This window comes from Exiguobacterium sp. s145 (assembly GCF_018618835.1).
In the GTDB taxonomy this organism is placed as follows: domain Bacteria; phylum Bacillota; class Bacilli; order Exiguobacteriales; family Exiguobacteriaceae; genus Exiguobacterium_A; species Exiguobacterium_A artemiae.
The window spans coordinates 62,459-76,161 of record NZ_JACSMV010000015.1; the positions used below are offsets into that span (position 1 = coordinate 62,459).

At 47.4% G+C, this 13,703-nt stretch carries 12 protein-coding genes, 2 pseudogenes and 1 riboswitch; of the genes and pseudogenes, 9 read left to right on the forward strand and 5 right to left on the reverse strand.

What is annotated here, in order from left to right; genetic code table 11:
• Positions 1 to 3 precede the first annotated feature (3 nt).
• From KNQ07_RS11680 to KNQ07_RS11690, 3 genes and pseudogenes are all read right to left on the reverse strand, one after another.
• Positions 4 to 1,350, reverse strand: a complete 1,347-nt coding sequence (locus KNQ07_RS11680; protein ID WP_012371858.1) for a GntP family permease — start codon at positions 1,348 to 1,350, stop codon at positions 4 to 6.
• 23 nt (positions 1,351 to 1,373) lie between these two features.
• Positions 1,374 to 2,915 (reverse strand): gluconokinase, encoded by a 1,542-nt coding sequence (gene gntK / locus KNQ07_RS11685; RefSeq protein ID WP_114596741.1) that lies wholly within the window; start codon positions 2,913 to 2,915, stop codon positions 1,374 to 1,376.
• A pseudogene (locus KNQ07_RS11690) lies at positions 2,908 to 3,628 on the reverse strand (GntR family transcriptional regulator). Before KNQ07_RS11690 ends, gntK begins: the two are co-directional and overlap by 8 nt.
• Positions 3,629 to 3,810: 182 nt before the next feature.
• On the opposite strand from KNQ07_RS11690, the gene KNQ07_RS11695 reads away from it, so the two are divergent.
• The 3 genes from KNQ07_RS11695 to mmuM all read left to right on the forward strand — a co-directional run bounded on the left by KNQ07_RS11695 (position 3,811) and on the right by mmuM (position 7,307).
• Positions 3,811 to 4,716, forward strand: coding sequence for a ketopantoate reductase family protein (locus KNQ07_RS11695; RefSeq protein WP_214766808.1), 906 nt, complete (start codon positions 3,811 to 3,813; stop codon positions 4,714 to 4,716).
• Positions 4,717 to 4,813: 97 nt separating this feature from the next.
• Positions 4,814 to 4,915, forward strand: a riboswitch (SAM riboswitch).
• An 84-nt stretch (positions 4,916 to 4,999) separates the two neighbouring features.
• The gene (locus tag KNQ07_RS11700) at positions 5,000 to 6,400 is read left to right on the forward strand and encodes an amino acid permease (RefSeq protein ID WP_214766810.1); all 1,401 of its coding nucleotides are present in this window, start codon (positions 5,000 to 5,002) and stop codon (positions 6,398 to 6,400) included.
• Positions 6,375 to 7,307 carry a homocysteine S-methyltransferase gene (gene mmuM / locus KNQ07_RS11705; protein ID WP_214766812.1) on the forward strand — a complete coding sequence of 311 codons (933 nt, stop codon included), beginning with the start codon at positions 6,375 to 6,377 and terminating at the stop codon, positions 7,305 to 7,307. The genes KNQ07_RS11700 and mmuM overlap by 26 nt, the downstream gene beginning before the upstream one ends.
• A gap of 89 nt (positions 7,308 to 7,396) precedes the next feature.
• Here mmuM and KNQ07_RS11710 read toward each other — a convergent pair whose 3' ends face one another.
• On the reverse strand, positions 7,397 to 7,819 hold the full coding sequence (locus KNQ07_RS11710) for a MarR family winged helix-turn-helix transcriptional regulator (protein WP_214766814.1): 423 nt from the start codon (positions 7,817 to 7,819) through the stop codon (positions 7,397 to 7,399).
• Between the two features lie 199 nt (positions 7,820 to 8,018).
• On the opposite strand from KNQ07_RS11710, the gene KNQ07_RS11715 reads away from it, so the two are divergent.
• Both KNQ07_RS11715 and KNQ07_RS11720 read left to right on the forward strand, forming a co-directional pair.
• A complete protein-coding gene (locus KNQ07_RS11715; RefSeq protein WP_012371849.1) occupies positions 8,019 to 8,474 on the forward strand; it encodes a CBS domain-containing protein in 456 nt (151 codons plus the stop codon).
• Positions 8,475 to 8,489: 15 nt separating this feature from the next.
• Positions 8,490 to 9,728 carry an MFS transporter gene (locus KNQ07_RS11720; RefSeq protein WP_131973547.1) on the forward strand — a complete coding sequence of 413 codons (1,239 nt, stop codon included), beginning with the start codon at positions 8,490 to 8,492 and terminating at the stop codon, positions 9,726 to 9,728.
• Between the two features lie 70 nt (positions 9,729 to 9,798).
• On the opposite strand, the gene KNQ07_RS11725 is transcribed toward KNQ07_RS11720, so the two are convergent.
• Complete coding sequence (locus KNQ07_RS11725; protein ID WP_214766816.1) at positions 9,799 to 10,221, reverse strand: DUF1801 domain-containing protein; 423 nt, start codon at positions 10,219 to 10,221, stop codon at positions 9,799 to 9,801.
• Between the two features lie 86 nt (positions 10,222 to 10,307).
• Here KNQ07_RS11725 and KNQ07_RS11730 point away from each other — a divergent pair, with 86 nt between their 5' ends.
• The 4 genes and pseudogenes from KNQ07_RS11730 to KNQ07_RS11745 form a co-directional block, all read left to right on the forward strand.
• Complete coding sequence (locus tag KNQ07_RS11730; RefSeq protein WP_261966335.1) at positions 10,308 to 10,673, forward strand: WapI family immunity protein; 366 nt, start codon at positions 10,308 to 10,310, stop codon at positions 10,671 to 10,673.
• Between the two features lie 82 nt (positions 10,674 to 10,755).
• The gene (locus KNQ07_RS11735) at positions 10,756 to 12,228 is read left to right on the forward strand and encodes a TIGR02677 family protein (RefSeq protein ID WP_214766820.1); all 1,473 of its coding nucleotides are present in this window, start codon (positions 10,756 to 10,758) and stop codon (positions 12,226 to 12,228) included.
• Positions 12,221 to 13,369 (forward strand): TIGR02678 family protein, encoded by a 1,149-nt coding sequence (locus KNQ07_RS11740; protein WP_214766823.1) that lies wholly within the window; start codon positions 12,221 to 12,223, stop codon positions 13,367 to 13,369. The genes KNQ07_RS11735 and KNQ07_RS11740 overlap by 8 nt, the downstream gene beginning before the upstream one ends.
• Positions 13,362 to 13,604, forward strand: a pseudogene (locus KNQ07_RS11745) (hypothetical protein); the annotation flags it as partial. The gene KNQ07_RS11740 and the pseudogene KNQ07_RS11745, both read left to right, overlap by 8 nt.
• Between the last annotated feature and the right edge of the window lie 99 nt (positions 13,605 to 13,703).

The window sequence follows — 13,703 nt, forward strand, 5'->3', positions numbered from 1 at the left end:
TTTTTAGACGACGAGACTGAGCAGGAGGACGAATCCAAGTCCGAAGACGGAAATGATTGTCTCAAGCAAGGTCCACGTCGCGAAAGTTTCTTTCATCGTTAATCCAAAATATTCTTTAAACATCCAGAACCCGGCGTCGTTGACGTGTGAAGCGATCAAACTGCCGGCTCCCGTTGCGAGGACGACAAGTGCGAGATTGACATCCGATTGACCAAGCAACGGAATGACGAGCCCGGCTGTCGTCAGTGAAGCGACGGTTGCCGAACCAAGTGAAATCCGTAAGATGGCGGCGATGATCCATGCGAGTAAAATTGGTGATAATGTCGTATCTTCAAACATCTGAGCGACGAACTTACCAACACCGCCGTCAATCAGGACCTGCTTAAAGGCACCGCCGCCGCCGATGATCAGTAGCATCATTCCGATTTGTGTGATGGCCGTCGTACAAGAATCCATGACGGTTTTAATGGGAATCTGACGCGCCAGTCCCATCGTGTAGATAGCGAAAAGCAAGGAAATCAGCATCGCCGTCGATGCGTTTCCGATGAATTGAACGGCAGATAAAACACTGTTACTTTCCCAACCAAGCGTTTTTTGCAATAACGTTAAAATCGTTGCGATCGACATCAGGAGGACAGGCAGCATCGCTGTGAAGACACTGATACCGAATCCTGGTGTCTCGTCTAAATTAAATTCTTTTTGTTCCCCGAGTGAAGCGATGTTGCCGGTTTTCTTGAATGAATCCGGAACGATCCGTTTCGCAATTTTTGTAAAGATGGGTCCTGCAATGATGACGGTCGGTACGGCTACAATAAAGCCGTATAAGAGAACTTGACCAAGGTCAGCTCCGTATTCCCCGGCAATAACGGTCGGTCCTGGGTGAGGCGGAAGAAAGCCGTGTGTGACGGAAAGGGCAGCAACCATCGGAATCCCGAGATAAAGGATCGAGACGCGTAACTGACGTGAGATGGCGAAGACGATTGGAATCAACAACACCAAGCCGACTTCAAAGAATAACGCAATCCCGATGATGAATGAGGCGACAACGACAGCCCATTGGATGTTCTTTTCCCCAAACTTCGCGACAAGCGTCATCGCGATCCGTTGCGCACCACCTGCGTCGGCAATCAATTTTCCGAGCATGGCACCAAGTCCGAAGATCAAGGCGAGGTGACCAAGCGTTCCGCCGAGACCGGCTTCAATCGTCGTGACGATTTGATCAAGCGGCATTCCAAGCAGTAAAGCGACGACGAACGAGACGATGATTAAAGAAACGAACGTGTTTAATTTTAACCCCATAATTAAAACGAGTAACAGAATAATCCCGATAGCAACAATGACTAATGGCATGTGACTTCCCCCAAAAACTTAAATTAAATTTCTTTTTGAATCAGACCCCGTTGATACGTAGCGATGCGTCGATAATCCGTTTCCAGGACACGTGCCAAACTGATGAAGATCGGCAGTAACTGACGGTATTCGTGCATTGCTTCCTCATTTGGCACATGGCGATGTGTATCGCCTATCATGTCTGCTGCCACTTCGAACGAATCGACTTCCCCTGTCGCATACAATCCGAGAATACAGGCCCCGAGACATGAACTTTCAAAACTTTCCGGAATGACGACTTCCGATTCGAAAATATCCGCCATCATTTGACGCCACACTTCAGAACGGGCGAACCCCCCGGTTGCCTGAATCCGTGTGACCGGACCATCCATACATTCGATTAACGCCAGGAAGACAGTGTACAAGTTATAAATGACACCTTCGAGGGCGGCCCGAATCATATGTTCCTTTTTGTGTGACAGCGTCAAGCCGAAGAAAGAACCGCTGACATCCGGATTCCAAAGCGGAGCACGCTCGCCGGACAAATACGGGTGGAACAGTAAACCGTCTGATCCGGGACGGACGCGTTCGGCGATTTTCGTCAGGACGGCATATGGATCAATACCAAGACGTTTCGCGGTCTCGACTTCCGCCGAGGCCAGTTCGTCACGAATCCAGCGTAAGACCATGCCGCCGTTATTGACCGGTCCACCGATGACCCAATGGTTCTCGGTTAAGGCGTAACAGAAGATCCGGCCTTTTTCATCCGTTTGCGGACGGTCGATGATCGTCCGGATGGCGCCGCTCGTTCCGATCGTAATGGCGATTTCGCCTTTCCGGATCGCGTTAACCCCGAGATTCGACAGGACGCCGTCGCTTGCCCCGATCAGGAACGGTGTAGAAGGATCTAGGCCAATTTGTTTGGCGTATTCCGGTGCTAAATCGGTAAAGGACGTTGTCGTCGAAACCGGTCGCGACAATTTGGTTGCATCGATGCCTGCGACCTGTAACGCTTCCGCATCCCAGTCGAGATCATGGATGTTGAATAAACCGGTCGCTGAAGCGAGTGAATGGTCGATGACATATTGTCCAAACAGACGCTGGAAGACAAATTCCTTGATGCCGATGTATTTTTTCGTCCGCGCGGCAATGTCCGGATGTTCTTCGACGAGCCAGCAAATCTTACTGAGCGGCGACATCGGATGGACCGGAGTTCCGGTGCGGTGATAAATCGAGTAACCGTACTGTTCCTTGATTCGGTTCGACCAGACTTCGCTCCGGCTGTCGGCCCACGTGATGCAGGCGGTCAGCGGTTGATCGTGTTCATCTATCGCAATCAAGCTGTGCATCGCACTGCTGAAGGCGACGAACTTCGGTTGCTCGGTCGGATGTTGTTTCGTCATCAACCGGATGCTTTCGAGCACGGCATGGAAGATCTCTTCCGGATCCTGCTCCGCCGTCGAACGATTCGGCGTGTGCAGCGGATAACCGACGTTCGTTTGTCCGACGACTTCCCCTTTTGTCGTAAAGAGTACGGCTTTGGTGCTCGTCGTCCCGATATCAATCCCTAGCATGTGTTCAGTCATGTGGTTCGACTCCTTTCGTCATCAGTTGTTGCGATTTCCATAAATCCTCAACTTCTTGCACATCATCGAAGTTCTGATGCAGCGAAGCAATCATTCGTTTGCGGTCGCCGGTCTCGATTGCTTCGATGTAGAGGGCGGGCATGGTTCTCGAGAATCCGGTCAAAATCTTCTATATCGTCTTCGATTCGTTGACGCATCGACAGCAGGATGAAGCTTTCCATGACAGGTTTGAGATTCTGCCACATCATGCTGACGTATCCGTGGTCAATTGACCGGATAATTGTTTCATGGAACAAAACATCCTGATAGGAAAATTCATCTGCGTCTTTGTATTTGACGGCAATTTTCATCATTTCGAGCACCTTGCTCAGTTCACGAACCAGGTCCTTTCGATCCATCTTAACGATCCGCTCGAAGACGAACGTCTCGATTAACAGACGGACATCGTAAATTTCCTGGATGTCTTGTTTGGACAGTCCGACGACGACGGCGCCCATGCGTTCCAACCGGATGATGCGTTCTGACGCCAATACCTTCAGGGCATCCCGGACAGGAGACCGGCTGACGGAAAAATCAGCAGCCAGTTTGTTTTCGGATAGGACGGTACCGCTCTCGATCTTGCCGGAAATGATCCGCATCCGCAGTTCATGGGCGACACGATCACCGGCGGATGCTTTTGATAACCATTTAATCGGGTATAAAAGATCAGACATAAAAAACACCCTCTTTGTCGAATAAGTATACTTGTATACAAGTAGTATAAACGAGGAAAACTAAAATGCAAGCGCTTTAATTAAATTGTCATCTTTATCAAAATTACGGCTTTTCGATGTGATAGGCTAGAGAACGAAAGCGTAGAACAGATCGGAAGACATCAGTCAGATGGAGGGATAAAATGAAAATTTTAGTAGTCGGTGCCGGTGCCGTCGGTGGTTATTTCGGGGCACGATTGGCGGAAAAAGGGGAAGACGTCACATTTTTAGTCCGTGAACGCCGGTTTGAGGAATTGCGTGCGGGACTTCAGGTCAAGAGTCTGCATGGAGATATTACCTGTTCTCCGCGTCTGATCCGGACCGGAGAAAAAGGAACGTTTGATGTCATTCTTTTATCGACCAAGGCCTATCATCTGGAGCAGGTGTTAGAGGACATCGAACCGTTCGTCGCAACCGATACATATATTTTGCCGTTGCTAAACGGAATGGCCCATTTAAAGCAACTGGAGCAACACTTCGGAGCGGAACGTGTGCTGGGCGGACTCTGTTTCATCGAATCAACGCTTGATGGAAAAGGACACATCGTACAGACGAGTCCGTCCCACCATCTGTTATTTGGTCCATTGCCGGGAACGCGGACAGACCGCTTGGAAGAATTGAAACAGCATTTGACCGGAACAGCGGCTCCGATCAACTATTCAGATACGATTATCCGCGATATGTGGAATAAGTATCTGTTCATCACGACGTTTTCCGGTGTGACATCCTTGTTCCGGTCTTCGATCGGTCCAATCCGTTCGCAGGAACAAGGCATGAGGATGATCCGCCGCCTGGCAACGGAAGCGAAAGCGGCGATGGAACGGCAAGGGGCGATATTCATTGAAAACATCGAGCAAATTCAGGAAAAACAGATACTGCAGATGAACGAGACGATGAAATCTTCACTTCAGCGAGATATTGAAAAAGGTAATGATGTCGAGTCCGAGCACCTTTTTGGAAAACTATTGATGACATCAGATATAAAGCGTTATCCATTACTTTTGTCTGTTTATCTCAACCTACAGATTTATCGTTCCATTAGAAGTTAATTGGTTTCAAATAAAAATGTACTGAAAGAGTTGTTCTATATAGTCTGAATTGTGTTGACAATTCAGAACAGGGTTGGTACTGTTATGAAAAATTACATTCTTATCCAGAGAGGTGGAGGGACTGGCCCTTTGAAGCCTCAGCAACAGGTCGAAAGATACTGTGCTAATTCCTGCGGGTGTTGTACCCGATCGATAAGCTTCCTTTGATTGTCGACCGACGCACCCATGCATGTGGGTGCGTTTTTTTTTAGTTTAAAGAGAAAAAGAGGAGTGTGGAGGAGCAATGAAAGAAGGAACGTTTCGGCGGAAAATGGAATCCCGGCATATCGTCATGTTGTCACTCGGCGGTGTCATCGGGACCGGATTATTTTTAAGTACAGGCTATACGCTCGAGCAGGCCGGTCGGGTCGGCACGATTTTATCTTACCTGGTCGGAGCGCTGGCGATTTATCTGGTAATGCTTTGTCTAGGGGAGCTGGCGGTACATATGCCGGAGACGGGTGCCTTTCACAGCTACGCGACGAAATATATTGGATCCGGAACAGGCTATACCGTCGCCTGGCTTTACTGGCTGACTTGGACGGTCGCGCTCGGTTCGGAATTTACGGCAGCCGGTTTATTGATGCAACGCTGGTTTCCGGATGTTCCGGTCTGGCTGTTCAGTGCTTTATTCGTCGTCATGATTTTAGGCATCAATGTCTTGACGGTCCGCTTGTTCGCGGAAGTTGAATTTTGGTTTTCTGCCGTCAAGGTGCTGACGATTTTAGTGTTCATCGTCTTAGGAACAGCAGCAATCGTCGGATTCTTGCCCCTCGCGGACGGCTCACAAGCACCGCTTCTCGCTCCGTTGACGGAGGGGGGCCTGTTTCCGAACGGAGCGTTCGCGATCTTGATGACGATGCTTGCCGTTAACTTTGCCTATTCCGGAACAGAGTTAATCGGGATTGCAGCAGGTGAGGCGGTCGATCCGAAACGGACGGTTCCTCTCGCCATTCGAACAACAGTCTTCCGGCTCGTCTTATTTTTTGTCGGGACGATCATTGTTCTTGCGATTCTGTTACCAAATGATTCAAAAGGAGTGCTTGAAAGTCCATTCGTTGCTGTGTTTGAACGGATCGGTCTTCCGTTTGCAGCAGACATCATGAACTTCGTCATTCTGACCGCGATTTTGTCAGCAGCGAACTCGGGTCTGTACGCCGCATCACGGATGTTGTGGTCTTTATCCGATCAACGGATGATTACGCCGTACTTTTCTAAATTAAATGCGAGCGGAGTGCCGACACGTGCCGTTCTCTTCAGTATGCTCGGTGGTCTGCTTGCCCTGTTCTCCAGCGTCTATGCACCGGGTTCCGTCTACATTGCGCTTGTCTCGATCTCGGGACTGGCAGTCGTCGTTGTCTGGATGAGTATCAGCGCCTCACAGTTCATGTTCCGCAAGCGCTATCTGCAAGAGGGGCATGATCTAAACGATTTGGTTTACCGGACGCCCTGGTATCCGTTTGTACCGATTCTGTCGTTTTTAATGTGTTTGGCTTCATTGATCGGAATCGCCTTTGATCCGACGCAACGGGTCGCCCTCTATTTCGGGGTTCCGTTTATCGCGGTCTGTTACATCGTTCATCATCTGACAAAAACATCATGGAAACGGAGTGTGGAAGATGTCAAAGAACAACAATCCAGTTGAACAACTGTTAAAAGAAAAACCCTATATTTTATTGGACGGAGCACTGGCGACGGAACTTGAACGCCATGGGAGAAATCTCGATGATCCGCTTTGGTCGGCCCGGGTACTGCTTGAAGAACCGGAACAGATTCACCGCGTCCATGCGGATTATTTTAAAATCGGGGCGGATTGCGCCATCACGTCCAGCTACCAAGCGAGTGTCGCCGGCTTCAGCAGCCGGGGGATTAAAGAAGAGGAAGCGATCGAGCTGATGAAACAAACGGTCTATCTGGCACAGCAGGCACGTGCGGAAACCGGACCGGCAGCGGATCACGCTTTGATTGCGGGATCGATTGGTCCTTACGGTGCCTATCTCTCGGACGGATCCGAATACATCGGTCATTACGGAGTCGACGATGCGCAACTTGAAGCTTTCCACCGTCCTCGTCTGGAAGCGTTAATCGCGGCAGGGGCGGACGTGTTGGCATTTGAGACGATTCCCTCCTTGCAGGAAGCGAAAATGCTGTTCCGGCTGCTCGAGGAGTTTCCGGAACAATCGGCCTGGCTTGCCTTTTCCCTGCGTGACGCAACACACATCAGTGAAGGAACACCGTTGAGTGAATGTATCGAAGCGTTAGGAGATCATCCGCAACTGGCGGCGATCGGCGCGAACTGTTTTCCGGCATCGATTGCGACAGAGTTCATCACGACATTAAAACAACTGACCGATGTCCCGATTATCGTCTATCCGAATTCCGGTGAGCAGTATGATCCGGTCAGCAAGACCTGGTCCGGTGAAACAGTGTGTACAGCGTTTGAAGACATTGCTCCGGAATGGTATGCCGCAGGTGCCCGGTTAATCGGCGGATGTTGTCGGACGACACCGGAGCAGATTGAGCGGATTCAGCAAAAGGTGACAATCGGTTAACCGGAATTCGTATCTAATGAAGGGCAAAAAAGAGAGCGGAATTTTGCATCCGTCCTCTTTTTAGACTGATATTTCGTATTTTCAGAAACTCACCGTTCCCGTAATCCCTGATTAAACTGTTTCAGCAGTCGGCCAAATGACTCGGTATCCTCATCCGGCCAGTTGGTTAACAACCGTTCGATGCTCGTCAGACGGGCTGTCCGGTAAATCTCGAGCTCCTGTTGACCGTAATCGGTGATGTTGTAAAAGAAGGCACGGCCGTCTGTCGGGTCTTTTATTTTTTCGACTAATTTTTTCTGATCGAGCGCAGCAGCTTGCCGGCTGACGGTCGAGACGTCAAGTTGTAACTCACGGGCAAGGGTTTTGACACCGACTTGGCCAGAAGGTAATAACTGGCGCAAAAGCAGGTAGGAAGCACGGTCCAAGTTCCGATTATCCGCCGTTGCCGTCGTTAAACGGCGAATGAGAATCGCCAGTTCCAGTTCGATTGTTTCCAGGGATTGATTCGACATGTTGTCACCTCTCATTAGCATTCATTGCCCTCATCATTACGCATGAGCTGTCCTCTGTCAATCAAAGGCAGGCTTCTTGACAAGGTTATAGTTGTATTATACAATCATAAATGTTATTTAATTGTATCGTGAAACTTATTGTTATGAACTTATTTTAATTACATCTTTTAATTACAGCATCTGATGAAGGAGAATTCCGATGAAAGCTTATCAATCGATGAAAGAAACAGTCATTACCGTCAACGAACAGGATACGATCCGCACGGTGGTTGAACGTTTTATCACGTCCGGTATCAGTGGGGTTCCGGTCGTCAACGGAGAGCAGGAAGTCGTCGGCTATATCAGCGACGGCGATATCATGCGGGCCATCGGCAAACATAAAGACATCATTGTCGATACGTTTTTGTACGTCGATGTCATCAAAGGTGATGACGAAAATTACGAAGAACGGGTCCGTCACATCTTGACGCGACCGGTCATGGAGATGGCACGCCGGAAAGTCGTGACGGCTACGACAGAAACGGAAATGGAAGAAATTGCGGCGACACTCGGCGCAAAACGAATTAAAAAATTACCGATTCTCAAAGACGGAAAGCTCGTCGGAATCATCAGTCGCGGTGACGTCATCCGTCACTCCTTTAAACAGTTTATTTAAGAAAGAAGGATTTATATGGCTCTTGCTGAAAAAACAACAACACTTGCGCCTGAAACAGTCTTAGCGGAAAGTAAACACGGTTTGCTGCATCAACCGATTGCTGTTTGGGCCGTATTTTTTGCCAGTATCACGGCATTCATGGGAATGGGGCTCGTCAATCCGGTTTTACCGACGATTGCTGAAAACCTGGAAGCTTCCAAAAGTGAAGTCACACTCTTATTTACAAGCTATAACGCCGTCATGGCGTTTGCGATGCTGATCACCGGTGCGATTTCTTCGCGGATCGGTCAAAAAGGAACACTGATGCTCGGGATTGCCGTCATCGCTACGGTTGCCGGTTTTGCATCACAAGCCGACAGCATCTGGACACTCGTCGCGTTACGCGGTGGTTGGGGACTCGGGAATGCACTGTTCGTTGCAACAGCACTTGCAGCAATCGTCTCGCTGTCATCCGGCGGAACGGCGAAAGCAATCATCTTATATGAAGCAGCAGTCGGTCTCGGGATTTCAATCGGTCCACTGCTCGGCGGAACACTCGGTTCAATCACATGGCGCGCACCTTTCATGGGTGTTGCGACGATCATGGTCATCGCGTTCCTCGTCTTGTTATTCCTGATGCCGAAACCGGTCGCAACCGCAACACCGGCGAAAAAGATTTCGTTGATTGCGCCGTTCCAGGCCATGAAACACCGGTCTTTACTGACGCTCGGAATCGTCGCCGCCTTATATAACGTCGGATTCTTCACGATCATGGCCTATGCACCGTTCGTCATGAAATTACCGGCAAAAGGACTCGGTTTCGTCTTCCTCGGTTGGGGAATGTTGCTTGCGTTGACATCCGTGTTAACAGCACCAAAATTAAAACAATGGCTCGGCACAATTAAAGCAATGGTACTGATGCTTCTCCTGTTTGCTGTCTTGTTATTGTTAATGGGGATCTTTACGGAAACACCAGCTGTCGTCATCGTCTGTGTCATTCTTGCCGGGGCAGTTCTCGGGAATAACAACACCTTGATTACGACAGCCGTCATGGATGCAGCACCGGTCGAACGTTCGACAGCATCCGCTGCATACAGTTTCTTACGTTTTCTCGGGGCAGCCATCGCGCCATTCATGGCCGGTAAATTGGCTGAAATCTACAATGCTAACCTGCCGTTTTATGTCGGCAGTGCGTTCGTCTTACTGTCTGTTGTCATCATCGGGGTTAATCTCAAACATATTCGTCATATCGACACAGCAGATAGCGGGCATTAAATTGAAACAGTAAACGAAACGTCCTTTCTTTCGCCAAATCAGCGGAAGCAGGGACGTTTTTTTGGGGAGCTTAGTATTTCGGATAGGTTGTTTCGAGAAAAGCGATCGAATGGACAATCAGTTCTCTTAAGACAAGCAGGTCGACATCTGCTAATTTAGTGATAGAGATGCAGCTTTTACCGCTCATGTGTTTGCCGAGGCGCGCGAGGTACTGGTCCCGCTCAATACCAGTCGCAAGATAAAGGCTGATATTCGTCTTGCGCGGCGAAAACCCGACGAGAAACGATTCGCCTTCGTGACCGGACGCATAATGGTAATGGTAATGTCCGCATCCGACGATGTTTTCTCCCCACATGACGGCCGGTTGCCCCGTCATTTCTTCGAAAATCTGGCGTAACTGTTCGCAGTCCGTTCGTTTCGTGACAGGTGTAATCTGACTTAAAAAGGCATCAACACTCTGATCTGTCGGCAACGTCTTTTGTGATGTACTCATCGGAAGTCTCCTTTCGTAAGAGGACAAACTATACCGGATTCGATATAAAACCATTCCCTGTCTGGCAGGCATTCATTCAAAAAGAGGTGATTTCGTTGAAACATATTATCCCGTTTACAGGATATGAGGAAACGCTGGCGTGGCACATCATGGAAGTGAATCGATCGTCGGCTGTATTAAAAATCGAAGTTTGGCATCAGGCTAAAAAAATTCATCAGATGACGTTGTCGTTTGAAGAGTATGACCGGTTTGCCGGTGAGTTCCGGATGGTACACGAACGGTTTCCGGGAAGCGTTTCTTTTAAAAATAGTGAGTTTGTCTTTGAATTGATTTACGACCGGCTTGGGCACGTCCGGATTGAATGGAGCCTTTCCGGTGAATCGAAACACGTACTGCCGTCCGATCAAAGTTACATCGGACAAGCCCTTGCTTTGATTGGTGTCTACCTGTGAAAATATTGGACCACGTCCAAACTTAAAAATATGCGACACTGTTAAGTAAGACTAGTTCATGTCAGAAGGAGTGAGTCAAGTAATGGATCGGATTTCAGAAGCAACATATATGACAGTAGATAAAAGTCCGCATTACCGGAGGATATTACGATTTTTTTATATCCAACATGAGCATTTACTGGAGTTTTTAGTCCCGGAAATGATATTAGAAGCGTTACAAGAAGATGAACTTTTTTTTGAGTATGATTTAGAACGCTTACATATGGATTTATCCCAACTCGTAAAGTGGGGGAATTTAACGGCGCAACAGGAAACAGGTCGGGTTCGTACGATTGAGGAATTCAAGAAACGTCGTTTTCGTTATCAGATTACGCCTTTTACAGTTGAATTTGAAAGAATGCTCATTCAATTCGAAGAAAAGGGTGATTATTTTAGCGGATCACTCGAGAAAACACAGTTTCAACGATTTCGTCATGTGTTGGAACAAATTCAAAACGTGGGGAAGTTATCAAACGAAGACTGTTCTCAATTGTGGAACGATTTAATCATGTATTTTAAAGCAATCAAACAAAATACATCCGATTATTTCGGATATTTACGAAGTGAGCAAACGGTCGAACAGATGCAGTCAGAAGCGTTCTTGATGTATAAAGATCGATTCACCCAGTATCTGAGTGACTTCATCATCACCCTCCAACGAACGTCATCGAGTATTCAGTTTTTATTTGAAAATCTGTCAGATGAGTATTTGCAGGAGTATCTTCAACGTGTAGAGGACCATCAATCTAAAAAAATCATTGGTCAATCCGTCGAAGGTAGTTTAGATGAATTGCTGATGACGTTTGCGAATATTAAACGTTGGTTCATTGGTAAGGAAGGTGAGATTAGCCAATATGATCTCATTCAACAACAAACAAACGAAGCAATCCGTCGTATGACGAGAATCGTGCAACGTTTTGGTGAACGACATCAATCGCGCCGTAGTCGTCAAGCGGACTACATGTACATCGCCAATTGGTTTTTAGAAAAGGATTCCTTAGAAGAAGCACATCGATTATCGGCGGTGCTGTTCGGAATGCGCGAAACGCGTCATCTGCACGCAGATTCCATTGCAACTGATCAAATGTACGCAGATATTTGGACCGAATCACCGGCTGTCCATGAACGTGTACCACTCGTCCGCGATTACCGTGAGCGGACACGGGCGAGTGCAGCGATTGATTATACAGAAGAGAAAGAGCGAGTGCGTGCTGAACATCTGGCGCGGCAACTCCATCAACAAGAAATCATGCATCGTCACCTCGATCAAGATACAATTCATCTTTCAGAAATGAGCGAAGTGGAACCGTTTGTCCGAAAAATATTCCTGGCTTGGGTGGCAAAGGCGATGATGCAGGAGAATCGAACCATCAAAACAGCATACGGTGATGTGATTCGTATTGAAATCGATGAAACGAAACAAATTGAATTGACTTCGACAGATGGAACTTTACGCATGCCGGATATGACGATTCACTTCATAGAGAGAAAGGAGCGTATTGGAACGAATGGATGAACTTGCAACGAACGCACTGAATGTATTGTTTGAGAAGTTTTGGATTATTCGCGATCAAGAACCAGACATGTACCGAACGATTCGCGATCGCGAGATGGTATTAAAACGACATCTGCAAGATAAATATGGGTTGGAACTTATCGTTCATCGATACTTCGCAAAGTTGGAAAAAATCCCTGTCGAACCACAACCTTGGATGGGCATTCAAACATTTGAGAAGACGACGGATTATGTGTTGTTTTGTTGTATCTTAGCGTTTCTTGAACGAAAGCGCGTCGATGAGCAGTTCTTGTTATCCGATTTGACCGAGTACGTGGCGGAAACCTATCCTGGATTTGAAAAAATCGAATGGTCTGTCTATACGATTCGACAATCATTGATTCGGGCAATGCGTGAAGTGATTGGTTTTAGTCTCATTCGAACGATTGACGGATATCTAGAAGGGTACCAATCGGATACGACGGAAGACGTGTTGTACGAAGTGACGATTTATGCAAAATACTTTATGCGTGCCTATCCTGATGATTTGACACGTTTTCATGATGAACATGAGTTGTTGGAGCAAGAGTGGAAACGTAGTCCTGAAGACATGACACGTCGACGTGTCTATCGGGCACTTCGGATGACACCTTTTGTCCGTCGGAAAGGTGAAGACGATTTGGACTTTCAGTATATCAGACGTTATCGTGATCGATTACAAGATGATTTCTTAGAAACCACGCCTTTTCGGTTAGAGGTATACCGTGACGTCGCGTTCTTGAACCTGCCGGAACCGAAAACGATGTATACCTATTATCCGGGAAGAGGGTCAATCCATGATGTATCGCTTCATGTCACCGCAATGTTGATGGAAACACTTGATAACCAAGAACTCGTTTTAGGTCATCTTGATTTGCCCTTCAGTCGTTTTAAACGACTGTTGTATCAAACAAAAGAACGATACGGGCATGGATGGTCTAAAGACTATAGAGAAGGCTCAATCGCACATATCATGAAAGAAGTACTACGATTGTGGAAAAACTGGGAGTTGGCATCTGTCGATGAAGCAGAGGAAATGATTCATGTATTTCCAGGGATCTCACGTGTCATTGCTCGTTATCCGAAAGATTATGAAGAAAAGAGGGAGCGTCGGAATGAATAAATGGGAACTGAATCGAGCAGGTCTATTCAACTTTTGGTATTATGACGACGAAATTTTACATTTCAAAGACGGAAAATTATTATTGCGCGGAACAAACGGTTCAGGTAAGTCCGTCACGATGCAAAGTCTATTACCGGTTCTTTTGGATGGACGCTATACGGCAAAACGACTTGATCCATTTGGATCACATTCTCGAAAGATGATTGATTATCTGCTCGGTGAAAAAGAAGTATCTAAAATCGAAGTGATATGCTCCCCAAAAAGTAGACAGTTGAAATAACAAAAACTGTCTACTTTGAAGGGAGCTTTTTCTATGGCTACATCTAGATTTTCG